The sequence below is a fragment of the Streptomyces sp. N50 genome (genome assembly GCF_033335955.1).
Classification (GTDB): domain Bacteria; phylum Actinomycetota; class Actinomycetes; order Streptomycetales; family Streptomycetaceae; genus Streptomyces.
Map to the genome: position 1 here is coordinate 2,795,239 of NZ_CP137549.1, position 26,319 is coordinate 2,821,557.

20 protein-coding genes are annotated in these 26,319 nt (G+C 70.4%); 5 read left to right on the forward strand and 15 right to left on the reverse strand.

Annotated features, from left to right (window positions below; genetic code table 11):
* Window positions 1-3: 3 nt before the first annotated feature.
* From R2B38_RS12240 to hrcA, 9 genes are all read right to left on the reverse strand, one after another.
* Window positions 4-909, reverse strand: a complete 906-nt coding sequence (locus R2B38_RS12240; protein ID WP_318016264.1) for a ribonuclease Z — start codon at window positions 907-909, stop codon at window positions 4-6.
* A 6-nt stretch (window positions 910-915) separates the two neighbouring features.
* A complete protein-coding gene (locus R2B38_RS12245) occupies window positions 916-1,269 on the reverse strand; it encodes a histidine triad nucleotide-binding protein (protein ID WP_318016265.1) in 354 nt (117 codons plus the stop codon).
* 120 nt (window positions 1,270-1,389) lie between these two features.
* The gene (locus R2B38_RS12250; protein WP_318016266.1) at window positions 1,390-4,608 is read right to left on the reverse strand and encodes a S41 family peptidase; all 3,219 of its coding nucleotides are present in this window, start codon (window positions 4,606-4,608) and stop codon (window positions 1,390-1,392) included.
* A gap of 45 nt (window positions 4,609-4,653) precedes the next feature.
* A complete protein-coding gene (locus tag R2B38_RS12255) occupies window positions 4,654-5,214 on the reverse strand; it encodes a hypothetical protein (RefSeq protein ID WP_318016267.1) in 561 nt (186 codons plus the stop codon).
* Window positions 5,215-5,303: 89 nt separating this feature from the next.
* Window positions 5,304-5,696 carry a VOC family protein gene (locus tag R2B38_RS12260; protein WP_033285946.1) on the reverse strand — a complete coding sequence of 131 codons (393 nt, stop codon included), beginning with the start codon at window positions 5,694-5,696 and terminating at the stop codon, window positions 5,304-5,306.
* Window positions 5,697-5,712: 16 nt separating this feature from the next.
* Window positions 5,713-6,465, reverse strand: coding sequence for a 16S rRNA (uracil(1498)-N(3))-methyltransferase (locus R2B38_RS12265; RefSeq protein ID WP_318016268.1), 753 nt, complete (start codon window positions 6,463-6,465; stop codon window positions 5,713-5,715).
* Complete coding sequence (locus R2B38_RS12270) at window positions 6,462-7,538, reverse strand: nitronate monooxygenase (RefSeq protein WP_318016269.1); 1,077 nt, start codon at window positions 7,536-7,538, stop codon at window positions 6,462-6,464. Before R2B38_RS12270 ends, R2B38_RS12265 begins: the two co-directional genes overlap by 4 nt.
* Before the next feature lie 122 nt (window positions 7,539-7,660).
* The gene (gene dnaJ, locus R2B38_RS12275) at window positions 7,661-8,794 is read right to left on the reverse strand and encodes a molecular chaperone DnaJ (protein WP_033285943.1); all 1,134 of its coding nucleotides are present in this window, start codon (window positions 8,792-8,794) and stop codon (window positions 7,661-7,663) included.
* The gene (gene hrcA / locus R2B38_RS12280; RefSeq protein WP_033285942.1) at window positions 8,795-9,811 is read right to left on the reverse strand and encodes a heat-inducible transcriptional repressor HrcA; all 1,017 of its coding nucleotides are present in this window, start codon (window positions 9,809-9,811) and stop codon (window positions 8,795-8,797) included.
* Window positions 9,812-9,984: 173 nt separating this feature from the next.
* Here hrcA and R2B38_RS12285 point away from each other — a divergent pair, with 173 nt between their 5' ends.
* Window positions 9,985-10,707, forward strand: a complete 723-nt coding sequence (locus tag R2B38_RS12285; RefSeq protein WP_318016270.1) for an MBL fold metallo-hydrolase — start codon at window positions 9,985-9,987, stop codon at window positions 10,705-10,707.
* 34 nt (window positions 10,708-10,741) lie between these two features.
* Complete coding sequence (locus tag R2B38_RS12290) at window positions 10,742-11,554, forward strand: DUF3097 domain-containing protein (protein WP_318016271.1); 813 nt, start codon at window positions 10,742-10,744, stop codon at window positions 11,552-11,554.
* Here R2B38_RS12290 and R2B38_RS12295 read toward each other — a convergent pair.
* The 3 genes from R2B38_RS12295 to R2B38_RS12305 form a co-directional block, all read right to left on the reverse strand.
* A complete protein-coding gene (locus R2B38_RS12295) occupies window positions 11,532-12,101 on the reverse strand; it encodes a Uma2 family endonuclease (protein ID WP_318016272.1) in 570 nt (189 codons plus the stop codon). The two genes, R2B38_RS12290 and R2B38_RS12295, sit on opposite strands and share 23 nt — an antisense overlap.
* Before the next feature lie 68 nt (window positions 12,102-12,169).
* Entirely contained in the window at window positions 12,170-13,402 is a 1,233-nt protein-coding gene (gene hemW / locus R2B38_RS12300) for a radical SAM family heme chaperone HemW (RefSeq protein ID WP_318016273.1), read from the reverse strand.
* A gap of 28 nt (window positions 13,403-13,430) precedes the next feature.
* Window positions 13,431-15,320 (reverse strand): SpoIIE family protein phosphatase, encoded by a 1,890-nt coding sequence (locus R2B38_RS12305; RefSeq protein WP_318016274.1) that lies wholly within the window; start codon window positions 15,318-15,320, stop codon window positions 13,431-13,433.
* A gap of 102 nt (window positions 15,321-15,422) precedes the next feature.
* Between R2B38_RS12305 and R2B38_RS12310 the strand changes: the two genes are divergently transcribed.
* Window positions 15,423-19,574 carry a HAMP domain-containing protein gene (locus R2B38_RS12310; protein WP_318016275.1) on the forward strand — a complete coding sequence of 1,384 codons (4,152 nt, stop codon included), beginning with the start codon at window positions 15,423-15,425 and terminating at the stop codon, window positions 19,572-19,574.
* A 12-nt stretch (window positions 19,575-19,586) separates the two neighbouring features.
* Window positions 19,587-20,162: a two-component system response regulator gene (locus R2B38_RS12315; RefSeq protein ID WP_318016276.1), complete on the forward strand. Its 576-nt coding sequence runs from the start codon at window positions 19,587-19,589 to the stop codon at window positions 20,160-20,162.
* Between the two features lie 97 nt (window positions 20,163-20,259).
* Here the strand turns inward: R2B38_RS12315 and R2B38_RS12320 are convergent, their stop codons facing one another.
* Window positions 20,260-22,143, reverse strand: a complete 1,884-nt coding sequence (locus tag R2B38_RS12320; protein ID WP_318016277.1) for an AMP-dependent synthetase/ligase — start codon at window positions 22,141-22,143, stop codon at window positions 20,260-20,262.
* Between the two features lie 307 nt (window positions 22,144-22,450).
* Window positions 22,451-24,325 (reverse strand): translation elongation factor 4, encoded by a 1,875-nt coding sequence (gene lepA / locus R2B38_RS12325; RefSeq protein WP_318016278.1) that lies wholly within the window; start codon window positions 24,323-24,325, stop codon window positions 22,451-22,453.
* A gap of 289 nt (window positions 24,326-24,614) precedes the next feature.
* Here lepA and rpsT point away from each other — a divergent pair, with 289 nt between their 5' ends.
* On the forward strand, window positions 24,615-24,881 hold the full coding sequence (gene rpsT / locus R2B38_RS12330; protein WP_043676462.1) for a 30S ribosomal protein S20: 267 nt from the start codon (window positions 24,615-24,617) through the stop codon (window positions 24,879-24,881).
* Window positions 24,882-25,082: 201 nt separating this feature from the next.
* Here the strand turns inward: rpsT and holA are convergent, their stop codons facing one another.
* Window positions 25,083-26,072, reverse strand: coding sequence for a DNA polymerase III subunit delta (holA, locus tag R2B38_RS12335; RefSeq protein ID WP_199811127.1), 990 nt, complete (start codon window positions 26,070-26,072; stop codon window positions 25,083-25,085).
* Window positions 26,073-26,319: the final 247 nt, after the last annotated feature.

The following is a 26,319-nucleotide window of genomic DNA, read 5'->3' on the forward strand; positions in this document are numbered from 1 at the left end:
GTTTTACCGCCGTTTCGGAACCGGCACCCTGAGTAGATCGTGCGCCACGGTCAGCTCCCCCTCGAACCCCGCCGCCCGCGCCTGCCGCTCGAACTCCTCCGGCTCGGAGTAGCGCTGGCTGAAGTGGGTCAGGACCAGGTGCCGCACGCCTGCCTCCTGCGCCACCCTCGCCGCCTGCCCCGCGGTCAAGTGGCCGTGGTCCACGGCCAGTTGCTCGTCCTCGTCCAGGAACGTCGACTCGATCGCCAGGAGGTCGCAGCCCTCCGCGAGCACCTCCACCCCCGCGCAGAGCCGGGTGTCCATGACGAACGCGAAACGCTGGCCGTGCCGTACCTCACTGACGTCGTCGAGAGTCACATCGCCGAGCGTCCCCTCGCGCTGGATGCGGCCCACGTCCGGGCCCTTGATGCCGTGCGCGGCGAGGCGGTCGGGGAGCATGCGGCGGCCGTCGGGTTCGGTGAGGCGGTAGCCGTAGGACTCGACGGGGTGGGAGAGCTTGTGGGTCTCCAGGGTGTAGGTGGGGGTGGTGGCGAGTACGCCGTCCTCCGACACCGGGGACTCCGTGATGCCCACCGTCTCGCGGTACGCCGTGGCGTAGCGCAGGCGGTCGAAGAAGTGCTGGCCCGAGCGCGGGTAGTGCGCCGTGATCTGGTGCGGGACGCGGTCCAGGTTGATGCGCTGGATGACGCCCGCGAGGCCCAGGGAGTGGTCGCCGTGGAAGTGGGTGACGCAGATCCGGTTGAGGTCGTGCGCGGCCACCCCGGCGCGCAGCATCTGGCGCTGGGTGCCCTCGCCGGGGTCGAAGAGGATGCCCTCGCCGTCCCAGCGGAGGAGGTAGCCGTTGTGGTTGCGGTGGCGGGTGGGGACCTGGCTCGCCGTGCCGAGGACCACCAATTCGCGTACGGACATGGCGAGTTATCCGGGCGGCCACTGCATGCCGCGGCCGCCCATGACGTGGGCGTGGGCGTGGAACACGGTCTGGCCGACGCCGCTGCCGGTGTTGAAGATGACGCGGTAGCTGTCGAGCTTCTCGTCTGTCGCGACCTCGCCGGCCTCGCGGAGTACGTCGGCGGCGATGGTCGGTTCGGCTGCGGCGAGGGAGGCGGCGTCGGGGTAGTGGACGCGGGGGATCACCAGGACGTGGGTGGGGGCCTGGGGGTTGATGTCCCGGAACGCGACGGTGGTGGGTGTCTCTCGGATGATCGTCGCGGGGATGTGGCCTGCGACGATCTTGCAGAACAGGCAGTCGTCCTGCGGGTCCCCTGACATGGGCGTTCCCTCCGAGGCTGGGGTGATTTACGCGGGCATCGTATCGTCGTTGGGTGCGGGTGCGTGGGGGCTGGTCGCGCCCACGCGGCGGAGCCGCAAATCGACACAGCCCCGCGCCCCTTAGGTGGGCAGGACTGGCGGGGTTTTTGCGGGAACGGTCTCCAGTGACTCCAATGCCAAGCGGATTGCCTCGTCCAGCTGAGCATCCCGTCCCGCCGCATAATCCTGAGGCCTCTGCACCACCTCCACGTCCGGATCGACGCCGTGGTTCTCGACCCCCCACCCGTAACCCTCAAGCCAGAACGCGTACTTGGGCTGGGTGATCAAGGTCCCGTCCACCAACCGGTACCTGCTGTCGATACCGATGACACCGCCCCAGGTGCGGGTGCCGACGACCGGGCCGATGCCCAGCGCCTTGATCGCCGCGTTGACGATGTCGCCGTCCGAGCCGGAGAACTCGTTCGCTACGGCGACCACCGGGCCGCGGGGTGCGTCCTCGGGGTAGCTGTAGGGGCGCATGCCTCGCGGGAGGTCCCAGCCGACGATGCGGCGGGCCAGTTTCTCTACGACGAGTTGGGACGTGTGGCCGCCGCGGTTCTCGCGGACGTCGACCACCAGGCCCTCGCGGGCCACCTCCACGCGCAGGTCGCGGTGGATCTGGGCCCAGCCGGGGGCCTGCATGTCGGGGACGTGGAGGTAGCCGAGGCGGCCGCCCGACTTCTCGTGGACGTAGGCGCGGCGGTCGGCGACCCATGCGTGGTAGTAGAGGGGCTCCTCGTCCGCCAACGGGACGACCACCGCGTGGCGTGGGTCTCCGCCGCCTGCCGGGGAGATCGTCAGCTCGATCGGTTTGCCCGCCGTGCCGACGAGCAAGGGGGCGGGGCCCGTCACCGGGTCCACCGGCTGGCCCGCCACCGCGAGGATCGCGTCGCCCGCGCGGACCGCTACGCCGGGGGCGGCCAGCGGGGCGCGGGCGTGGGGGTCGGAGGTCTCCGAGGGCAGGATGCGGTCGATGCGCCAACTGCCGTCCTCGTGACGGGAGATGTCGGCGCCGAGCAGACCCTGGCGCTCGCCGTGGCCGTAGCCGCCGCGCGGGGTGACGTAGGCGTGCGAGGTGCCGAGTTCGCCGTGCACCTCCCAGAGGAGGTCGACGAGGTCGTCGTGGGTGGCTACGCGGTCCAGGATCGGGCGGTAGCGGTCGAGGACCGCGGTCCAGTCGACGCCGCTCATGTCCGCGCGCCAGAAGTTGTCGCGCATGATGCGGCCGGTCTCGTCGAACATCTGGCGCCACTCGGCGGCCGGGTCGACGGTCTGGCGGATGCGGGACAGGTCGACGTTGATGTTGGTGTCGCTGTCGTCGTCCTCGGAGGAGGCGCGGCGGTCGCTCGGGACGACCCGCAGTTTGTGGTCGGTCCAGAGCAGGACGCGTTTGCCGTCGCCGCTCACCTCGAAGTGGTCGGCGTCCCCGGCGAGGTGCTCGATGCGCTGCTGGGCGAGGTCGTAGCGCTCCAACTCCGTTTTGGGGTCCGGGTCTTCGGGGGTCGCGCGGGTGGCGCCGAGGACTCCCTGGACCGGGTGGCGCAGCCACAGGACGCCGTCCTTGGCCGTGCGGAGGTTGGAGTAGCGGCCGGCCTCCACCGGGAAGGCGACGATGCGGTCGGCCAGGCCTTCGAGGTCGACCCGGGTGGTCGGGCGGCCCTCGCTGTCGGGGGTCTCCTCCTTGTCGGGGGCCTCGAAGGGGCGGCCGTGCCGCTGCGGGCCGAAGGGGGACGGGGTCGTCGCGGCGAGGGTGATCAGGTGCGGGCGGTCGCCTACCACGAAGGCCAGGTCGAAGACGTGCTCGTCGTAGACCGGGTCGAAGGAGCGGGTGGAGAGGAACACCAGGTGCTTGCCGTCGAGGGTGAAGGCGGGGGCGTAGTCCTGGAAGCGGAGGGGGGTGGCCTCCGTCACCGACAGGTCTGTGGTGTTGGCCAGCTTGAGCTGGCGGAGGGGGCGCGGGCCCGGGTGCGACCAGGCCAGCCAGGTCGAGTCCGGGGAGAAGGACAGGCCCGACGCGTCGCCGTCCTCGCTGCGGTCGACCTCGCGGACCTCGCCCGTTTCGCGCTCCACGAGGAGTACGCGGCCGTCGTGCGACGCCACGGCGACCCTGCTGCCGTCGGGGGCCACGGTGAGGGTGAGGACGCGGCCGAGCTGTCCGGCGGCGAGTCTGCGCGGGGTGGCGCCGGGGGCGAGGCCGGTGGCGGGGGCGAACTCCAGGGCGTCGTCGCCCTCGGCGTCCGTCACCCACACCACCCATTCCTCGCCGTCCGTGCGGAAGGTGCGGGGCAGTCGGGCGCGGACGCCGGGGGTGACGGCCAGCGCGCGGGCCGGGCCGGAGCGGTGGGTGACCCAGTGGACGGCGCCGCGCACCGCGACCGCGCTGCCGCGCGCGGTGTGGTCGGGGGACGCGGATCCGAACCAGCGGGCGGCGGCGACCGGGTAGGGCTGCTGGTCGGTGCGCTGGCCGCCGAGGCGGATGTCGAGGCGGCGCGGTTCGGCTCCGTCCAGGTCGTCGAGGAGCCAGAGTTCGCCCGCGGAGGAGTAGACGATCCGGGTGCCGTCGCCTGACGCGTGGCGGGCGTAGAAGCCGTCGAGGGGGGTGTGGCGGCGGAGGTCGGTGCCGTCGGCGAGGGAGGAGTAGAGCGCGCCGGTGCCCTCGTGGTCGGAGAGGAACGCGATCCGCTCCCCCGCCCACACCGGGTACTCGATGTTGCCGTCCAACTCCTCGTGCAGGCGCGTGAATTCGGCGTCGCCGTCGCGGTCGATCCACAACTTGCCCGCCGTGCCGCCCCGGTAGCGCTTCCACCAGGCGGCCTCACGGCCCATGGGGGCGGAGAGGAGGACCGTGGCCTGCTCGCCGTGGGCCACGTCGCCGACCCAGCCGTACGGGAGGGTCGTCGCCGGTCCGCCGTCCAGCGGGACCGAACGGGCCCAGCTGCGGCGGAGGTTGGCCTGGCCGTGGGTGGTGGTGACGAGGACCTCGCCGTCCTCCGTCCAGCCGCGCACCTGGGTGCGTGAACTGCCCCAGTACGTCAGGCGCTTGGCGGGTCCGCCGTCGACCGGGGCGATGTGCACCTCGGGGGCGCCGTCGCGGGCGGAGGTCCAGGCGACGGTGGTGCCGTCGGGCGAGATGCGGGGGTGGGTCACCGGCACGTTCTCCGCACTGACCCGCCAGGCCCGGCCGCCGCTGTCGAGGGACGCCAGCCACACGTCGTCCTCGGCGGTGAAGGCGACCAACTCGCCGTGCAGGTGCGGGAAGCGGAGATAGGCCTGGGCTGCGGACGCTGAGGGCTGAGTCACCTGATCAGGTTATGCACCGGCGCTATCCGCCGACAGCCCTTTGGATCACTTGCCCTCGACAGGCCAGCAGGTCGGGTCGCCCTTGCACCAGATCGTCTTGGTGACCGTGACGGTCGGTCCGGGGCCGTAGGTCAGCGTCGGATTGGGGTTGTTCACGGACGACGGTGTCGCCGCGTTGCAGTCGCCGAGCCCCGTCACGTGGAAGACCTGCTTGCCGGCGACCTTGCCGACCAGGTCGCCGCGCACACACGCGCCGTCGACGGCCCGCGTCACCTTGCCGGTGACGGTGATGTCCCGGTTGTCGCTGGTCTGCCCCTGGCAGTCGACGCTGACGACCGTGGTCTCGGTCGGCGAGGGTGTCTTCCCGGGCGTGTAGGCCTTGTTGTTGCTGCCGTAGTTGCCCGTGCAGGTCAGCCAGCGCACGCCCACATGGTCCCGCTTGAGCTCCGCGGTCGCCGTCTTGTCGGTGGTGTACGCGACGGTCGCCGAGCTGAGACCGCCCGGCTGGCACGCGACGGCCCCGCCCACGGCCACCACCGCGAGCCCCGCCACGGCGGCCACCCGCCGCCCGCGCGGCCGGAGCAGGTTCCGTCTCAACGCCCTCATGGGCGGCAGCCTGTCACCGTCCGGGCGCACACGGAAGAGCGCATACGGCCACCCGCGCGCCGGGGGCGCGGTCACCGGCGCACGACCGGTCAGCCGCGCAGCAGCAGCCACTCCTGAAGCTCCACCACATTGCCCTCGGGGTCCTTGAGATGGGCGACCCGCATCCGGTCCGTCATCGGCGCGGGCCCGTGCAGCAACTCCGCGCCCCGGGCGGTGATCTGCCCGCAGTACCCGTCCAGGTCGTCGACGCGCAGGACGACCAGCGAACGGTGCCCGGTCGCCAAGTCCCCCAGTTCGCCGAGGACTTGGGCCATCATCGCGCGGTCCTGAAGCGCGATCCCGGCGGACCCGATCGCGGGGCTGAACTTCTCGTACGGTCCCTCGGCCGCCCCCGACTGGGGCTTCAGGCCGAGGACGTCGGCGTAGAAGCGGTAGCAGGCGGTGAAGTCGGTGACGAGCAGCCGTACTTGGGCGAGTTCCACGGCGATCCCCCCTGGTTCAGGACCAGCGTCCGGTACGGCCAAGGAGCAGGGCGGTCGCCGCGGTCCCGGCCGTCGATGTACGCAGCACGCTACGCCCGAGGCGGTAGGCCTTCGCGCCCGCCTCCTCGAAGAGCGCCAACTCCTCGGGGGAGACGCCTCCTTCGGGGCCCACGACCAGCACGATCTCGCCCTCGGCGGGGAGTTCGGCGGTCGCGAGGGGTTCGCTGCCGTAATCGCGGTCCTCGTGCAGGACGGCGGCGAAGTCGGCTTTGGCCAGAAGTGCCGCAACCTGTCTGCCCGTTGCCGCGTCCGCGACCTCCGGGAAGCGCAGCCGGCGGGACTGCTTGCCGGCCTCGCGCGCGGTGGCGCGCCACTTGGCGAGGGCCTTGAGACCCCGCTCGCCCTTCCACTGCGTGATGCAACGGGCGGCCGCCCAGGGGACGATCGCGTCGACGCCGGTCTCGGTCATCGTCTCCACGGCCAGTTCGCCGCGGTCGCCCTTGGGGAGGGCCTGGACGACGGTGATACGGGGCGCGGGCTCCGACTCGGTTGGGAAAGCGTGGAGTTCGACGATCAGGCGGTCCTTGCCCTCGGCCCGGAGGACCACACCGGAGGCACCCCGGCCCTGTCCGTCCGTGAGGACGACGTCCTCGCCGGGCTGGAGCCGCCGTACGGAGACGGCGTGCCGTCCCTCGGGACCGGCCACCTCGGTGACGGAGCCCGGGGTCGCACCCTCCAGGGACTCGACGACGAACACCGGCGCCGTCATCGGAGGTCTCCCCCGGACGACAACGCTGTCCGGGCGGCGGCCAGTTCGGCGACCAGGACCTCGACCAGCTGGCCGGCGGGCAGCTCGCGGGCCATGCGGTGGCCCTGTCCCGCCCACAGCGCCATGCCCTGCGGATCGCCGGACGCGGCGGCCTGCTTGCGGAGCGGGGAGGTCAGGTGGTGGATCTCCGGGTACGCGGCGGGGGCGTAGGGGCCGTGCTCGCGCATGAAGCGGTTGACCAGGCCGCGGGCCGGGCGGCCGGAGAACGCGCGGGTCAACTCGGTGCGGGTGAACAGGGGGTTGGTGAGCGCCTGCTTGTGCAGGGCGTTCGCGCCGGACTCGGGGGCGGCGAGGAACGCCGTGCCGAGCTGGGCCGCGCTCGCGCCCGCCGCGAGGGCCGCGGCGATCTGGCTGCCGCGCATCAGGCCGCCGGCGGCGACGATCGGGAGGTTCACGGTCTCGCGGATCTGGGCGACGAGGGAGAGCAGGCCGAGGCTCGCGCCGTCGTTCTCCGGGAGGTCGCGGTGGGTGCCCTGGTGGCCGCCGGCCTCGACGCCCTGCGCGATCACCGCGTCGGCACCGGCCCGCTCCACGGCGAGGGCCTCCTCGACGGTGGTCGCGGTGACGAGGGTGAAGGTGCCGGCCCGGCGCAGCGAGTCGAGTATCTCCGGCGTCGGGACGCCGAAGTGGAAGGAGGCCACCGGCACCGGGTTGTCGAGCAGGACGGACAGCTTGGCGTCGTAGCCGTCCTCACGGCCGCTGTCCGGGTCGCCGAGCTCCGTGTCGTACCACGTGGCCTCGCCGGCCAGCTGGTGGGCGTAGACGTCGACGGCGGCCTTGTCCGCGTATTCCGGCTGCGGCATGAAGAGGTTCACGCCGAAGGGGCGGGACGTCAGGCTCCGCAGCTGCTTGATCTCCTGGTACATGCCGTCGGCCGTTTTGTACCCGGCGGCGAGGAATCCCAGCCCGCCGGCCTCGGCCACGGCGGCCGCGAGGCGCGGGACGGAGACACCGCCCGCCATCGGGGCCTGCACGATCGGATGAGGGAAGAGATCGGTCAGTGCGGAGGACATGACGGCATGTTGTCACGTCCTTTGAACAAGTCCGAATCCGGCCTTGGCGCTGGCACATGCCAGTACTTTCAGCCGGTCCGGCACGGAGGAGGGGGTCCGGGGGCGGCTGCCCCCGGACCCCCTCAGCGACCGTTGAAAGCGTCCTTGAGGCGCGAGAACAGCCCCTGCTGACCCGGCTGGAACGTCCCCATGGGGCGCTCCTCGCCGCGCAGCTTGGCCAGTTCGCGGAGCAGACGCTCCTGCTCGACGTCCAGCTTGGTCGGGGTGGTGACCTCGACGTGCACGATGAGGTCGCCCCGGCCGCCGCCGCGCAGATGCGTGATGCCCCGGGTGTGCAGCGGGATCGACTGGCCGGACTGGGTGCCCGGGCGGATGTCGACCTCCTCCATGCCGTCGAGCGTCTCCAGCGGCACCTTCGTGCCGAGGGCCGCCGCCGTCATCGGGAGGGTGACCGTGCAGTGCAGGTCGTCGCCGCGGCGCTGGAACATCGCGTGCGGCAGCTCGTGGATCTCGACGTACAGGTCACCGGCGGGGCCGCCGCCGGGGCCGACCTCGCCCTCGCCCGCGAGCTGGATCCGTGTGCCGTTGTCCACACCCGCCGGGATCTTGACCGTGAGCGTGCGCCGCGAGCGGACGCGGCCGTCACCGGCGCACTCCGGGCACGGCGTCGGCACGACCGTGCCGAAGCCCTGGCACTGGGGGCAGGGGCGGGACGTCATGACCTGGCCCAGGAAGGACCGGGTCACCTGCGAGACCTCACCGCGACCGCGACACATGTCACAGGTCTGCGCGGAGGTGCCGGGGGCCGCGCCCTCGCCGTTGCAGGTGTTGCAGACGACGGCCGTGTCGACCTGGATGTCCTTCGTGGTGCCGAAGGCCGCCTCGTCGAGCTCGATCTCCAGCCGGATCATGGCGTCCTGGCCGCGGCGGGTGCGCGAGCGCGGTCCGCGCTGCGACGCCGTGCCGAAGAACGCGTCCATGATGTCCGAGAAGTTCCCGAAGCCACCGGCTCCGAAGCCCGCGCCCGCGCCGCCCGCCTGCGAGAGGGGGTCGCCGCCGAGGTCGTAGACCTGCTTCTTCTGCGGGTCCGAGAGCACCTCGTAAGCGGCGTTGATCTCCTTGAACCGCTCCTGGGTCTTCGGATCCGGATTCACGTCCGGGTGCAGCTCGCGCGCGAGCCTACGGAAGGCCTTCTTGATCTCATCCTGCGACGCGTCGCGACGCACGCCGAGAACGGCGTAGTAGTCCGTGGCCACTTAGGACTCCGCCAGGATCTGTCCGACGTACCGTGCCACTGCGCGTACCGCTCCCATCGTTCCCGGGTAATCCATGCGGGTCGGTCCGACCACGCCTAGCTTGGCGACTGCCTCGCCGCCCGAACCGTAGCCGACCGACACCACCGACGTGGAGTTGAGTCCCTCGTAGGCGTTCTCATGACCGATCCGTACGGTCATGCCCGAATCCCCCGCCTCACCAAGCAACTTGAGGAGGACGACCTGCTCCTCCAGAGCTTCCAGGATGGGGCGGATGGTGAGGGGAAAGTCATGTCCGAAGCGGGTGAGATTGGCGGTGCCGCCGATCATCAATCGCTCCTCGGTCTCCTCGACGAGGGTCTCCAGGAGGGTGGAGAGCACCGTCGCGACCGTGCCGCGGTCCTCGGCCTCGAAGGCCTCCGGCAGGTCCTGCACGAGCAGCGGGACGTCCGCGAAGCGGCGGGCCGCGACCCGGCTGTTGAGCCGCGCGCGTAGATCCGCGAGCGAGCTCTCCCCGAAGGGCGCCGGGCAGTCGACCATGCGCTGCTCGACCCGCCCGGTGTCGGTGATCAGCACGAGCATCACGCGCGCGGGGGCCAGCGACAGCAGCTCCACGTGGCGGACGGTCGAGCGGGTCAGGGACGGGTACTGCACGACAGCGACCTGCCGGGTGAGCTGCGCGAGCAGCCGTACCGTACGGCCGACGACGTCGTCGAGATCGACCGCGCCGTCCAGGAAGTTCTGGATGGCCTTGCGCTCGGGGCCGGTCATCGGCTTGACGCCGGCGAGCTTGTCGACGAAGAGCCGGTAGCCCTTGTCCGTCGGGATCCGCCCGGCGCTGGTGTGCGGCTGGGCGATGTAGCCCTCGTCCTCCAGGGCCGCCATGTCGTTGCGCACGGTCGCCGGGGAGACGCCGAGGCTGTGCCGCTCGGTGAGCGCCTTGGACCCGACCGGCTCCTCGGTGCCGACATAGTCCTGGACGATGGCGCGCAGCACCTGAAGCCTGCGTTCGCTGAGCATCGCGCACACCTCCAGTTCTGGTCGCCGTTTTGTTGCCGGGCTGCCCTTTCCTGGCACTCTGTGCGCGTGAGTGCCAGCGTTCCCCGGCCCAGTGTACGGCCGTGAGGTACACCCCGGGCAAGGCCGGTCCTACCGATGTCAATCCCTGGTGCCCTCACCGTTAGCGTCGCCGTATGACGGTGACTTGGGAAGAGGCGGGGTGGGAGCGGCTCGCGGCCGGGGTGGGCCGGTGCCGCCTGCCTGGCTGGGACTGCACGGTCGGGCTGGTCGTGGGGGCGGGCTCGGCGCTGCTGATCGACGCGGGGTCGAGCCTGGCGGAGGGCGCGCGGTTGCGTACACAGGCGCGGGCGCTCGCCGGTCACGCTGTGACCCATCTCGCCCTCACCCACGCCCATTTCGACCATGTCTTCGGGGCGGCGGAGTTCGCGGACGCGGAGGTGTACGGCGCGGTGGGCGTGGAGCGCGTGCTCACGGACGAGCGGGAGGACCTGCGTGCGGACGCGGTCGAAAACGGGCTCCACGCACGCGTGGCCGACGAGGCCGTAGCCGCTCTGGCGTACCCGCGTCACCTGGTGTCGGCCGAGTCGACGCTCCCCCTGGGCGACGACCGGCAGGTCAGGCTCGCGAACGTCGGCCCCGGACACACGGCCCACGACCTGGCGGTCCTGGTCCCCGGCTCCCGCCCGATCGTCTTCTGCGGCGACCTGGTCGAGGAGTCAGGCGAACCGCAGGCGGGCCCGGATGCGGTTCCGGCGCTCTGGCCTGCGGCGCTCGACCGGCTCCTCTCCCTGGGCGGGGAGGACGCGCTGTACGTGCCCGGTCACGGAGCGGTGGTGGACGCGGGGTTCGTGCGGGCCCAACGGGACGCGTTGGCAACGCGTTTCGGCGTGTCGTGACGGCCGTCGCCCCGGTTCTCCTATCGTCATCCGAATGCGCCAGTACTCCGCCGACCTGACCCCACCGTGGAAGAAGCCCAAGCCGGCCCCCGAGGTCCCCGCGGAGGCGGGCCTGGTGGTCGAGGAGCCGGGCACCGGTTTCTGCGGCGCGGTGATCCGCTGCGAAGCCGGAACGGTCACCCTGGAGGACCGCTTCGGCAAACACCGGGTGTTCCCGATGGAACCGAGGGGCTTCCTGCTGGAGGGCCGCGTGGTGACCCTGGTCAGGCCCTCGTCGCCGAGTGCGCTACGGCCCACCCGTACGGCTTCCGGTTCGGTAGCCGTCCCGGGTGCACGCGCGCGTGTGGCTCGCGCCGGGCGGATCTACGTGGAGGGGCGGCACGACGCCGAGCTCGTCGAGCGGGTGTGGGGCGACGACCTGCGTATCGAGGGCGTGGTGGTCGAGTACCTGGAGGGCGTCGACGACCTCCCGTCGATCGTCGCGGAGTTCGATCCCGGCCCGGACGCGCGGCTGGGCATCCTGGTGGACCACTTGGTGCCGGGCACCAAGGAGTGGCGCATCGCCCAGTCGGTCACGAGTGAGCACGCGTTGGTCGTCGGCCATCCCTACATCGACATCTGGGAGGCCGTGAAACCGTCCTCCGTGGGCATCACCGCGTGGCCTCGCGTCCCGCACGGGCAGGACTGGAAGACAGGGGTGTGCCGGGCGCTGGGTTGGCCGGAAAACACCGGTGCGGTGTGGCAGGCGATTCTGGCCAAGGTCACGTCTTACAAGGATCTTGAGCCGGAACTGCTGGGACGGGTGGAGGAGTTGATCGACTTCGTCACGGGTAGCGGTGAGGCGTGACGTTCTCGTAGGTGGCGAATTCGCCGGTGTCCAGTTCGACACCAATGGGCTCCAACGGTGTGACGTCGCCGAACTTGGTGATCCGCCGGCACCGGTAGTCCGCGTCCTCACCCGTGCCCGTCGGCTCGGTGAACAGGACGCACTGGGCCATGACCGGGTCGATGATCAAGTACCCGGGCACGCTGGCCGCCGCGTAGATCGAGCGCTTGACGCTGTAGTCACGATGGACGCTATTGGTGGCGACGACCTCGACCAGCAGCATGGCGGCCTCGGCGGGCATCAGCCTTCCGCGATCGGGGCCGGTACCGCGCTCGATCACCACAAGGTCCGGCTGCGGCTCACTGGGCTCGTCGGGGATCGCCACGCGCTGCGCTTGAAGCCGTCTCCAGTCGCTCCTGGGGATCTGGTCCTGAACCGTCTCCACGATCGCGTTGTGCACCAGGTCAGGGCTGGTCGTCAGCACGATCTCCCCTCGGAGGAGTTCGGCCCTCGTGCTCTCAGGGGGCTCGAACTCCGCAAAGTACTTGGTGATTCGCCGGTCGCTCACAACGGCAGCCTAGGAAAGTGGATCAGTGACCGAATCCGCCTCCCGCCCCGGTTCACTCCCCCGAGTGATCAGTCCACCAGGTCCCGCACCACCGCATCCGCCAACAACCGCCCCCGCAGGGTGAGCACCGCACGCCCCTCGTTGTACGGCCCCGCCTCCAGCAGCCCCTCCCCCAGCGCCCGGCGCGACGCCGCGAGCCCCTCCGGCCGGAGCAGGTCCAGGGGGGCGCCCTCGCGGAGCCGCAGCTCCAGCAGGATCCGTTCCACCCGGCGGTCCTCAGCGGAGAGGATCTCCCGGCCCGCGCCCGGTGAGCGGCCCGCCGCCAGCGCGCCCGCGTACGCGCCCGGGTGCTTCACGTTCCACCACCGGACCCCGCCGACGTGCGAGTGCGCTCCGGGGCCCGCGCCCCACCAGTCGGCGCCGCGCCAGTAGAGCTCGTTGTGGAGACAACGGCCGGAATTCGACGTCGCCCAGTTGGACACCTCGTACCAGTCGAAGCCCGCCGCCGACATGACCTCGTCGGCGATGAGGTAGCGGTCGGCGTGGACGTCGTCGTCCGTCATGGGGACCTCGCCGCGGCGGATGCGGCGGGCGAGCTGGGTGCCCTCCTCGACGATCAGGGCGTAGGCGCTGATGTGGTCGGGGCCGGCGCCGAGGGCGGAGTCGAGGGACGCGCGCCAGTCGTCGTCCGTCTCTCCGGGGGTGCCGTAGATCAGGTCGAGGTTGACGTGGTCGAAGCCGGCCGCGCGGGCCTCCGCGACGCAGGCCTCGGGGCGGCCGGGGGTGTGGGTGCGGTCCAGCACCTTCAGTACGTGCTGTTTCGCGCTCTGCATGCCGAAGGAGACGCGGTTGAAGCCGCCGTCGCGGAGGGCCGCGAGGTAGGCGGGGTCCACCGACTCCGGGTTCGCCTCCGTCGTGATCTCCGCGTCCGGTGCCAGGCCGAACTCGTCCCGGATCGCGCCCAGCATCCGGACGAGATCGCCCGCCGCGAGCAGCGTGGGCGTGCCGCCGCCGACGAAGACCGTGCGGACCTGGCGGGGGTCGTCGCCGAGGACCTTGCGGGCCAGGCGGACCTCGTCGATCAGGGTGTCCGCGTAGTTGTCGCGGGAGGCCAGCACTCCGCCCGTGCCGCGCAGCTCGGTCGCCGTGTAGGTGTTGAAGTCGCAGTAGCCGCAGCGGGTCGCGCAGTACGGGACGTGCAGGTAGAACCCGAGGGGGCGGTCGGCGGCCCCGGCGAGCGCCTGTGCGGGCAGGGAGCCGTCTTCGGGGACGGGATCGCCGTCGGGGAGTGCGGAAGGCATGTCCTCCATTGTCCAGCACCGGCGAGGATCACTCGGCCTGGAGCACCAGCAGCGCCATGTCGTCCTCCGGCGGGCGGCCGCCGAACTCGTGCACCAGGCGTTTGATCCGCTCCGCGATCAGCTCGGCGCTCAGCCCCGCGCACCCGGCCAGCGCGGTCGCCAGCCCGTCGCCGTCGTCGAACTGGACCGAACCGGAGCGCCGCTCGGTCACCCCGTCCGTGACGCACAACAGGCTGTCGCCGGGCCGGAGTTCGAAGGTCTCGCTGGTGTACGTCACGTCCTCGATGACCCCGAGGAGGGTCTGCGGGCGGGCCGCCGTACCGACGCTGCCGTCCGGGCCGAGGAGCAGCGGCAGCGGGTGTCCGGCGGAGGCGAGGGTGCAGTGGACGCCGCCGTCGAAGGGGACCAGCTCGCCGTAGAGGAGGGAGAGGAAGCGGGGGCCGTCGCCGACCGGGCCCGGCATGCCGCCCGCGGCCACGAGCGCGTGGGCGGCCGCGTCGGCGGCCTCGGTGGCGTCGTCGAGGAGGAGCTGGTTGAGGCGGTCGAGGACGTCGGCCACGCCGTAGCCCTCGCGGGCGAGGAGGCGTAGCCAGGGGCGGGCGAGGCCGATCACTACGGCTGCCTCGGGGCCCTTGCCCTGGACGTCGCCGAGGGCGAAGCACCAGCGGCCGTCGCCGGCCGGGAACAGGTCGTAGAAGTCGCCGCTGGGGCCGCCCTTGTCGCAGGGTTCGTAGACGAGGGCGCTGTGTACCCCAGGGATCTCGGCTACGGCGCCGGGCAGCAGGCCGCGCTGGAGGACGCGGCTGATGGTGGCCTGGCGGGCGTACTGGCGGGCCGCGCCGATCGCGAGCGCGACGCGGCGGCTGAGGTCCTCGACCAGGCCGGTGACCTCGTCGGGGAAGCGCGGCAGTCCCGAGCGGCCGATGACGAGCGTGCCGAGCGGGCGGCCGCCCGCGATGAGGCGGTACGACAGTGCCGCGCCGTGGGTGCCGTGCGGGCCCAGCGCGTCGGCGGGCCAGGGGTAGGACACGGGCCGCAGGGTGTCCGGCGGGCGGGGCGGGTCCTTCTCCAGGGCGGCGCGCAGTTCCTCGATGCGGTTCTCGCTGCCGTGCCAGACGCGGGCGAGGCGCGGCCCGGCGCTGGTGCCCTCGCCCCAGCCGCCGCCGCGGCCCATCGCCTCGTCCTCCAGCCATACGGCGCACCAGTCGGCCAGCCGCGGCACGATCAGCTGTCCGGCGAGCGCGGCGACGAGGTCCTCGTCGAGCTGTCCGGCGAGGAGGTCGGAGGCCTCGGCGAGGAAGGAGAGGGCGCCGCGGCCCAGCCAGTCCCGGTCGCGTTCGGCGCGTTGGGGTTCGGGGGCGAGGATCTCGGCCACGCGCAGGCCGCGTTCACCGGCGTACGTCTCCAACTCCTCGGCCGCTGCGGTGCCTTCGGCGGGCAGCCGGGCCCAAACCGTCTTGACGCCGGTGCGGTAGGTGACGCCCCAGGCCTCGGCGAGGGTGGAGACGAGGCGCAGGCCGCGGCCGAACTCCGGTGTCTCGTAAGCCGGTTCGGCGCTGTTGTCGCGCGGGGCGCGGGAGGGGTGGTGGTCGGCGACCTCGACGACGATCGAGTCGGTCTCCTCAAGGCGGCACACCAGCTCGACGTCCGTGCCCGCGTGCACGACGGCGTTGGTGACGAGTTCGCTGACGACCACCATCGCGTCGTCGGCCAGCCGGTCGGTGAGCTTCTCGGTGCCGGGCAGGCCGAGTTCGGTCCACTCGCGGAGCGCCGCGCGCACCAGACCGCGGGCGGAACCGGGCGCGAGGGGGCTGCCGGAGAGCGTGGCGCGCACCGTCGTACGCCGGTCCGCGCCGTGGTGCGCGGGCGCATCGGGAGCACGCCAGGTGGTCTCCCGTTGCGTCGGTATGGCCCCCATGCGCAGCTCCCCGAGCAGTTCGGACGAATACGCCTCGATCGATGCGGACAGAGTGACAGACTGACCGCGGCCATAAGCGCCGAGTCACCGAAGTGGGCCACCATGAGTGAGAACAGTGCTACGCGTGTGCTCGAAGTCGGTCACAAAGACGACTGGATTCGAGCATCCGATCTCCGACCACTGCTGGCCGTGATGACGGCCGCCCGCGACGGCGACTTCACGAAGGCGCCGGAGACGGGCCACGGCATGGTGGCCGAACTCACCGCCGTCTTCAACCAGATCATGGACCGCAGCACCCACTTCAACTCCGAGACGCAGCGCGTCAAACGGGAGCTGATCCGCCACGGCCGTCTCGACGAACGCCTCTCGGCCAGCCCCGGCCAGGGCGGCTGGACCTCCCGCGTCAACGACGTCAACCAGCTCCTCGACGCCCTGGTCGCCCCGGCCGCCAACGCGACCCGGGTGCTGGACGCGGTGGCGGGCGGCGATCTGACCCAGCGGGTCGATCTGCACGACGGCAGCAGGCAGTTGCGCGGTGACCTACGGCATCTGGGCCGGGCCGTGAACAAGATGGTGGACCAACTCTCCCTGTTCACCGGCGAGGTGACCCGGGTGGCCCGCGAGGTCGGCACCGAGGGCAGACTCGGCGGCCGGGCCAAGGTGACGCGGCTGTCCGGGAGTTGGCGCGATGTGACCGAGGCGGTCAACACGATGGCCTCCCGGCTGACCGCGCAGGTGCGGGACATCGCCCTCGTCACCACGGCGGTGGCGCGCGGCGACCTCACGCGGACGGTCACCGTCGAGGCGACCGGTGAGCTGCTCGAACTCAAGCTCACCGTGAACACGATGGTCGACCAACTGTCGGCCTTCGCGGACGAGGTGACGCGCGTCGCCCGAGAGGTGGGCACCGAGGGGCAGTTGGGCGGACGCGCGCAGGTGCGGGGCGTGTCCGGCGTCTGGAAGGACCTCACCGACAACGTCAACTTCATGGCGTCGAACCTGACTTCACAGGTACGGAACATCGCCCAGGTGACCACCGCGGTGGCGAACGGCGACCTGTCACAGAAGATCACCGTCGACGCGCAGGGCGAGATCCTGGAACTGAAGTCGACCATCAACACGATGGTGGACCAGCTCTCCGCCTTCGCCGACGAGGTCACACGCGTGGCCCGCGAGGTCGGCACCGAGGGCAACTTGGGCGGACGCGCTCAAGTGCGGGGCGTGAGCGGCGTCTGGAAGGACCTCACCGACAACGTCAACTTCATGGCGGACAACCTGACTTCACAGGTCAGGAACATCGCCCTCGTGTCGACCGCCGTCGCGCAGGGCGACCTCGGCAAGAAGATCACGGTGGAGGCCAAGGGCGAGATCCTGGAGCTGAAGTCCACCATCAACACGATGGTCGACCAGCTCTCCGCCTTCGCCGACGAGGTCACACGCGTGGCCCGCGAGGTCGGCACGGAAGGGAACCTCGGCGGTCAGGCGCAGGTGCGGGGCGTGTCCGGGGTCTGGAAGGACCTCACGGACAACGTCAACTTCATGGCCCTGAACCTGACTTCACAGGTGCGGAACATCGCGCAGGTGACCACCGCCGTGGCCAACGGCGACCTGTCGAAGAAGATCACCGTCGACGCGCGCGGCGAGATCCTCGAACTCAAGGACACCGTCAACACGATGGTGGAGCAGCTGCGCGCCTTCGCCGACGAGGTGACCCGGGTGGCCCGCGAGGTCGGCACCGACGGCCGACTCGGCGGCCGCGCCCAGGTGTTGGGCGTCTCCGGGGTCTGGGCCGACCTGACCGACAACGTCAACTACATGGCCGACAACCTGACTTCGCAGGTGCGGAACATCGCGCAGGTCGCGACGGCGGTGGCGCAGGGCGACCTGTCGAAGAAGATCGACGTGGACGCGCGCGGCGAGATCCTGGAGCTGAAGACCACCATCAACACGATGGTCGACACGCTGTCGTCCTTCTCGTCCGAGGTCACCCGCGTGGCCCGCGAGGTCGGTTCCGAGGGCCAACTCGGCGGCCAGGCACGGGTGGAGGGCGTCTACGGCACCTGGAAGCGCCTGACGACCAACGTGAACGAACTCGCGCTGAACCTCACCACGCAGGTCCGTGCGATCGCCGAGGTGGCCTCGGCGGTGGCGCAGGGCGACATGTCCCGCTCGATCACGGTGGAGACCCAGGGCGAGGTCACCGAGCTGAAGGACAACATCAACCTGATGGTGGCCAACCTCCGCGAGACGACCCGCGCGAAGGACTGGCTGGAGTCCAACCTGGCCCGCCTCGCCGCGCTGATGCAGGGGCACCGGGACCTGATGGAGGTCGCCGACCTGATCCTGCGCGAGCTGACGCCGCTGGTGAACGCGCAGTACGGGGCGTTCTTCCTGGCCGATCCCGACGAGGACAGTCTGCGAACGGCCATCCCCGCCAAGGGACTTGCCTTCATCGCCGGGTACGGGTCGGCGCAGGCCGCGACCGTGGACACGGGCGCCATGCCGGTGCACGGTCTGGTGCGGCAGGCGGCGCGGGAGAAGAAGCGGATCCTGGTGGAGGAGGCGCCGCCGGACTACATCAAGATCAACAGCGGGCTCGGCGAAGCCGCCCCGGCGAGCGTGGTCATCATCCCGATCATCTTCGAGGACAAGCTCCTCGGCGTGATCGAACTGGCCTCGTTCTCCCGCTTCTCCGATGTCCACCTGGCCTTCTTCGACCAGTTCGTGAACACCATCGGCGTCGCGATCAACACCATCATCGCCAACTCCCGTACGGAGTCCCTGCTCGGCCAGTCCCAGCGGCTGGCCATGCAGTTGCAGGAACGTTCGGACGAACTCCAGAAGCAGCAGGCCGAGTTGCAGCGCTCGAACGCCGAACTGGAGGAGAAGGCAGCCCTGTTGGCCACCAGCTCCCAGTACAAGTCGGAGTTCCTGGCGAACATGAGCCATGAGCTGCGCACCCCGCTCAACTCCCTGCTGATCCTGGCCCGGCTGCTCTCCGACAACCCGGACGGCCGGCTCTCCGAGCAGGAGGTGCAGTTCGCGACCACGATCCACCGCTCCGGCTCGGACCTCCTCCAGCTCATCAACGACATCCTCGACCTGTCGAAGATCGAGGCCGGCCGGATGGACGTACGCCCGAAACGGCTCCCGCTCATCAAGCTCCTCGACTACGTCCACGCCACGTTCCGCCCGCTCACCCTGGACCGGGGGCTCTCCTTCGAGGTGTCGGTCGGCGAGGACGTACCGCGCGAGCTGTGGTCGGACGAGCAGCGGCTCCAGCAGATCCTGCGCAACCTGCTGTCCAACGCCATCAAGTTCACCGCGAAGGGCCGCGTCGAACTCCGCGTCAACCGGGTCAAGGACCCCGAGCACCGCTACTGCGACGACAGCGACGAGGTCATCGTGTTCGCCGTCTCCGACACCGGGATCGGGATCGCCGCCGAGAAACTCCCGGTGATCTTCGAGGCGTTCCAGCAGGCCGACGGCACGACCAACCGCAAGTACGGCGGTACGGGGCTGGGGTTGTCCATCAGCCGTGAGATCGCTGGCCTGTTGGGCGGCCGTATCGTCGCCGAGAGCGAGCCGGGACGGGGGTCCACCTTCACTCTCTACGTCCCCGTCGTCAGCCCCGGGCACGCGGCGGGCGGCGCGCCGCTCACCGAGGACCGCGAACTGCCGCTGCTGGCCGAGCAGTTGTCCAGCGAGACGTACACCTCGACCGAGGTGGACGACTCGTGGCCGACGCCCACCAAGCTGGAGGCGTGGAAGGCCGGGCGAGCAGGTCAAGTGCTGCCCGGGCGGCGGGTGTTGATCGTGGACGACGACATCCGCAACGTCTTCGCGCTCACCCACGTCCTGGGGCGGGTCGGGATGCCGGTGCTGTACGCGGAGAACGGCCGCGAGGGCATCGAGACGCTGGAGCGCAACCCGGACGTCGAACTCGTGCTGATGGACATCATGATGCCGGAGATGGACGGGTACGAGACCATCGCCGCCATCCGCCGCGCCCCGCGCTGGACCGGGCTGCCCATCGTCGCGCTCACCGCGAAGGCGATGCCGGGCGACCGGGAGAAGTCCATCGCCCGGGGCGCCAACGACTACGTACCGAAGCCGGTGGATGTCGATCAGTTGCTGACGGTCGTCTGCGCGCTGCTGGATCCCGAGGGCGAGGCCGGCGCCGCGTCCGAGGACATCACGGTGGCGGATCCGGGTACTTCAGGGGAGACGGCGGCACCGCCGACGACTGAGTGAGGCACAGTCATCATGAGCGCTGAGGCAACGACCGACGAAAGTGCCGGCATCCTCCTGGTCGACGACATGGAGGACAACCTGGTCGCGCTGGAGGCCGTCCTGGGGTCCCTCAACGAGCCGTTGGTACGGGCTCGTTCGGGCGAGGAGGCGATGAAGGCGCTGCTGCGGCAGCGGTTCGCGGTGGTTCTGCTGGACATTCGGATGCCGGGCATGGACGGGTTCGAGACCGCGGCGAACATCAAGCGGCTCGATCAGACCAAGGACGTGCCGATCATCTTTCTGACCGGGACGGACGCGGATGCGGGGTATGCGTTCCGGGGGTATGCCACTGGTGCCGCCGACTACTTGACCAAGCCGTTCGATCCCTGGGTGTTGCGGGCCAAGGTGAGCGTGTTTCTCGAACTGCACCGTAAGAACCAGTTGTTGGAGCGGATGCTGGCGCGGGAGCAGGGGCAGTTCGATGAACTGGCGTTGCGGCTCAAGGAGGTTGAGGCGCGGATGGCTGCGAGCACGGTTGACGAGGTGGGGGAACTTCGGGATCAGGTGCGGGAGATGGGGCAGCTGGTTCGGGATATGCGGCGGCGTTAGGCCCTGGGTCAGGTGAGTGGGTTCGTGCGCGTTCGGTGGGGGCTGGGCGCGCAGTTCCCCGCGCCCCTAGGGGGTTGGCCCTGCCCCCACCGAATGGCTAGGCCTCTCGCGAACCCGCGTACATCTCGTCGATCAGGTGCTTGTACTCGCGTTCCACCACCGGGCGCTTCAGCTTGAGGCTCGGGGTGATCTCGCCGTGTTCCACGTCGAGGTCGCGCGGGAGGAGGCGGAACTTCTTGATGGTCTGCCAGCGCTGGAGGCCCTCGTTGAGTTCCTTGACGTAGGCCTCGACCATGGCGACCGTCGCGGGGGCGGCCACGACCTCGGCGTAGGACTTGCCCGCGAGGTCGTTCTCCTTGGCCCATTCCAGGATGGAGGGTTCGTCGAGGGAGATGAGGGCGGTGCAGAAGTTCCGGTCGGCGCCGTGCACCAGGATGTTGGAGACGTAGGGGCAGACGGCCTTGAACTGGCCCTCGACCTCGGCGGGCGCGATGTACTTGCCGCCGGAGGTCTTGATCAGGTCCTTCTTGCGGTCCGTGATGCGGAGGTAGCCGTCGGGGGACAGTTCGCCGATGTCGCCGGTGTGGAACCAGCCGTCGGACTCCAGGACCTCGGCGGTCTTCTCGGGCAGGCCGTGGTAGCCCTCCATGATGCCGGGGCCGCGCAGCAGGATCTCGCCGTCGTCCGCGATGCGCACCTCCGTGCCGGGCAGCGGCTTGCCGACCGTGCCGGTGCGGTAGGCCTCGCCGGGGTTCACGAAGGAGGCCGCGGAGGACTCGGTCAGGCCGTAGCCCTCCAGGATGTGGATGCCGGCGCCCGCGAAGAAGTAGCCGATGTCGGGCGCGAGGGCGGCCGAGCCGGAGACGCAGGCGCGCAGCTTGCCGCCGAAGGCCTCGCGGATCTTCGCGTAGACCAGCGCGTCGGCGACCTTGTGCTTGGCGGCGAGGCCGAAGGGCGCGCTGGCCGTGCCGGTGCGGCGGAAGTTGTCCTGGGTGACCTTGGCGTACTCGCGCGCGACCTCGGCGGCCCACTGGAAGATCTTGTACTTGGAGGCGCCGCCCGCGCGTGCCTTGGCCGCGACCCCGTTGTAGACCTTCTCGAAGATGCGCGGGACGGCCGCCATGTACGTCGGCTGTACGACCGGCAGGTTCTCGATGATCTTGTCGACCCGGCCGTCCACGGCGGTGACGTGACCGATCTCGATGTGCCCGGAGGTGAGCACCTTGCCGAAGACGTGCGCGAGCGGCAGCCAGAGGTACTGCACGTCGTCCGGGCCGAGCAGGCCGGTCGCGGCGATGGCCTTGGCGAGGTAGGACCAGTTGTCGTGAGGGAGGCGAACTCCCTTGGGGCGGCCGGTCGTTCCCGAGGTGTAGATGATCGTCGCGAGCTGGTCCTTGGTGATGGCCGCGACCCGCTCCTTGATCAGGTCCGGGTTCTTCTCCAGGTACGCGGCGCCGCGCTGCTCCAGCTCGGCGAGGGTGAGCACCCAGTCGCCGGTCTCGTCGGTTTCCACACCCGTCGGGTCGATGACCACGACATGCGTCAGCTCGGGCAGGTCGGCGCGCTTCTCCCGCGCCTTGGCGAGCTGGGCCGCGTCCTCCGCGATGAGGACCCTGCTGCCGGAGTCGGCGAGGATGAAGGTCGACTCGTCGGCGTTGGTCTGCGGGTACACCGTGGTCGTGGCGGCGCCGGCGCACAGGATGCCCAGGTCGGCGAGGATCCACTCGACGCGGGTGGCGGAGGCGAGCGCGACGCGCTCCTCGGGCTGTACGCCCAGTTCGATCAGACCGGCCGCGATCGCGAAGACCTGCTCGGCGGCCTGCGCCCAGGTCAGCGACTTCCACTCGTCGGGGCCCGCACCGGAGGCCGCAGGCACCGGGTAGCGGTAGGCCTCGGCATCCGGCGTGGCCGCCACGCGCTCCAGGAAGAGGCCCGCCACGGACGGCGGACGGTTCTCGATCAGGGTCTGTGTGTCGCTCACGACATCCTCCGGGGCCCGCGACAGTGCGGTCACTGGCTCATTGCTGCGGCGGTTGACTCAATGCGGCTGGTGGCTCTTGTGGCTGTTGTTTAACTCGCGAGTAACTATCGAGCAGTGATCAGAGTAAGCCGCGACCGGCCGGTGCGTAAGGGGCGGTGGACGGTCACTTCGAACAGCGCCATGACCACTTCGTACAGAGCCAAGACATAGGGCCCGCGGCGCCGAAACGCAACGGGCCCTGTGAATCGTCTGGCTGTCGTCCGAAATTTCGGTGTACGGGGTCGCTACTTCCCGCACTCGGCGCCGCCTACTTCTTGCCCTTGGCTCCGCCGCCGCTGTCGTCGCTGGACAGCACCGCGATGAAGGCCTCCTGGGGAACCTCCACGGAACCCACCATCTTCATCCGCTTCTTGCCCTCCTTCTGCTTCTCCAGCAGCTTCCGCTTACGGGAGATGTCACCGCCGTAGCACTTGGCGAGGACGTCCTTGCGGATGGCGCGGATGGTCTCGCGGGCGATGACCCGGGAGCCGATGGCGGCCTGGATGGGCACCTCGAAGGCCTGCCGCGGGATGAGTTCCCGCAGCTTGGCGACCAGCCGCACGCCGTACGCGTACGCCGCGTCCTTGTGTGTGATCGCCGAGAAGGCGTCCACCTTGTCGCCGTGCAGCAGGATGTCGACCTTGACCAGGCTGGACGTCACCTCGCCGGTGGGCTCGTAGTCGAGCGAGGCATAGCCGCGGGTCTTGGACTTCAGCTGGTCGAAGAAGTCGAAGACGATCTCCGCGAGGGGGAGCGTGTAGCGGATCTCGACGCGGTCCTCGGAGAGGTAGTCCATGCCGAGCAGGGTGCCGCGCCGGGTCTGGCACAGCTCCATGATCGCGCCGATGAACTCCGACGGCGCGAGGATCGTCGCGCGCACGACGGGTTCGTAGACCTTGTCGATCTTCCCCTCGGGGAACTCGCTCGGGTTGGTGACGACGTGCTCGCTGCCGTCCTCCATCTCGACCCGGTACACCACGTTCGGCGCGGTGGCGATGAGGTCGAGCCCGAACTCGCGCTCCAGCCGCTCCCGGATCACGTCCAGGTGCAGCAGCCCGAGGAAGCCGACGCGGAAGCCGAAGCCGAGCGCCGCCGAGGTCTCCGGCTCGTAGACGAGCGCGGCGTCGTTGAGCTGGAGCTTGTCGAGGGCCTCGCGCAGCTCCGGGTAGTCGGAACCGTCCAGCGGATACAGGCCCGAGAAGACCATCGGCTTGGGGTCCTTGTACCCGCCGAGCGCCTCGGTCGCGCCCTTGTGCAGGGTGGTGATCGTGTCACCGACCTTGGACTGGCGGACGTCCTTCACCCCGGTGATCAGATAGCCGACCTCGCCGACCCCGAGGCCGTCGGCGCCGAGCATCTCCGGCGAGTTCGTCCCGATCTCCAGCAGCTCGTGCGTGGCGTTCGTGGACATCATCCGGATCTTCTCGCGCTTGGTGAGCTGTCCGTCGATGACCCTGATGTACGTCACGACACCGCGGTAGGAGTCGTAGACCGAGTCGAAGATCATGGCGCGGGCGGGCGCGTCCGCGTTCCCGACCGGCGCCGGGATCTCCTTGACGACCTTGTTCAGCAGCGCGTCGACACCGATACCGGTCTTCGCGGACACCCGCAGCACGTCGTCGGGGTCGCACCCGACGAGGTTGGCCAGCTCCTCGGCGAACTTCTCGGGCTGCGCGGCCGGCAGGTCGATCTTGTTCAGTACGGGGATGATCGTGAGGTCGTTCTCCATCGCCAGGTAGAGGTTGGCGAGGGTCTGGGCCTCGATGCCCTGGGCGGCGTCCACGAGCAGCACGGTGCCCTCGCAGGCGGCGAGCGACCGCGAGACCTCGTACGTGAAGTCGACGTGTCCCGGGGTGTCGATCATGTTGAGGATGTGGGTACTGCCGCTGTCGGCCCCTTCGGTGGGGGCCCAGGGCAGACGCACCGCCTGGGACTTGATCGTGATGCCGCGCTCGCGCTCGATGTCCATGCGGTCGAGGTACTGAGCACGCATCTGCCGCTGGTCGACCACTCCGGTCAGCTGGAGCATCCGGTCGGCGAGCGTGGACTTGCCATGGTCGATGTGCGCGATGATGCAGAAGTTGCGGATCAGCGCCGGGTCGGTACGGCTCGGCTCGGGCACATGGCTGGGGATCGCGGGCACGCAGGGTCCTGATTCTTGAGGCGTCCGCAGTGTCTGCGGTCTCGGGTCGGATCGATACGTAGCTTCCATCGTCCCACGCGCGGGAGGTGCGGTCCGGTTTGGGAGGGTGCGGGACGGTAACCGATGGGCCCCCGGCGACCGGTTTGGGTGGGCCGGTGGGCGGCTGGTAGCCTGGGTGGCTGTGCCTCATCCCTGACCGGTATCTCCGCTCGGTGCGAGGCGCACCCCAAGGAAAATCATCGGTCCGGGACCCTTGCGGCCCCGTGCCAGAACCTGCAAAGGCTCATTCGTGGCGAACATCAAGTCCCAGATCAAGCGGATCAAGACCAACGAGAAGGCTCGACTGCGCAACAAGGCCGTCAAGTCCTCCCTGAAGACCGCGATCCGCAAGGCCCGCGAAGCCGCTGCCGCGGGTGACGTCGAGAAGGCCACCGAGTACCAGCGCGCTGCCGCGCGTCAGCTCGACAAGGCCGTCGCGAAGGGCGTCATCCACAAGAACCAGGCCGCCAACAAGAAGTCGGCGCTTGCTTCCAAGGTCACCGCGCTCAAGGGCTGATCCTCCGCACTTGCCTCGGCCCGCGCTCGCGCGGACCGGACCAGTAGCAATCCACCGTGAGGACAACGTCGAGCCCTCTACCTCGATTCACGGACAGACATCGTGGTCGCCACGCCACGTACAGTGCCCCCGGACCCACTTCGGGGGCATTGCTGTTTCCCAGGGCGCTTACGCCGCCTGCGAGTTGAGGCAGAGCCGGGGTCAGGCCTGGCCCCGGGACCGAGCGGCCCGGGCGATCGCGACGACCGCCTTCTCCAACGCGTACTCCGGATCGTCCCCCCCGCCCTTCACTCCCGCGTCCGCCTCGGCCACCGCCCGCAGCGCGACGGAGACCGCGTCCGGTGTCCACCCCCGCATCTGCTGCCGTACCCGGTCGATCTTCCACGGCGGCATCCCCAGCTCACGCGCCAGATCCGCCGGCCGCCCCCCACGCGCGGACGACAGCTTCCCGATCGCCCGCACCCCCTGCGCCAGCGCGCTGGTGATCAGCACCGGCGCCACCCCGGTGGACAACGACCACCGCAACGCCTCCAGCGCCTCCGCCGCCCGCCCTTCCACGGCCCGGTCCGCGACCGTGAAGCTCGACGCCTCGGCCCGCCCCGTGTAGTACCGCCCGACGACCGCCTCGTCGATGGTCCCCTCGATATCGGCGACCAACTGGGAGACGGCGGACGCCAGTTCCCGCAGATCACTGCCGAGGGAGTCGACCAGCGCCTGGCAGGCCTCCGGCGTGGCGGATCTCCCGGTCGCCCGGAACTCACCCCGCACGAACGCCAGCCGGTCCGCCGGCTTCGTCATCTTCGGGCAGGCCACCTCCCGCGCCCCCGCCTTGCGCGCGGCATCGAGCAGCCCCTTGCCCTTGACCCCGCCGGCGTGCAACAGCACCAGCGTGATCTCCTCGGCGGGCGCACCGAGATACGCCTTCACGTCCTTGATCGTGTCCGCGGACAGATCCTGCGCATTGCGTACGACCACGACCTTGCGCTCCGCGAAGAGCGACGGGCTGGTCAACTCGGCGAGCGTGCCGGGCTGCAGCTGGTCCGAAGTCAGGTCACGTACGTCCGTGTCGGCGTCGGAGGCCCGAGCAGCGGCCACCACCTCCCGCACGGCACGGTCGAGCAGGAGGTCCTCCTGGCCCACGGCAAGCGTCACCGGGGCGAGAGGGTCGTCATTCGCAGTCTTCCTGGCCATCCCGTAAAGCATCGCACGCGCCACTGACAACGCGTCCCGCGTCCCGCGTGCCACGTGCCGGGGCGGGTGGGGGTGCCGGTGCCTTACGTCTGCACCGGTGCGGGTGCGGGTGCGGGTGCGGGTGGACGGCGTGCGCGGTGCAAGGCGTGCGCGGTGCAAGGCGTGCGCGGTGCAAGGCGTGCGCGGTGGGCAAGGCGCGGTAGGCAGCGTGCGCGGTGGGCAAGGCGCGGGTACGGGGGTGCGAGTC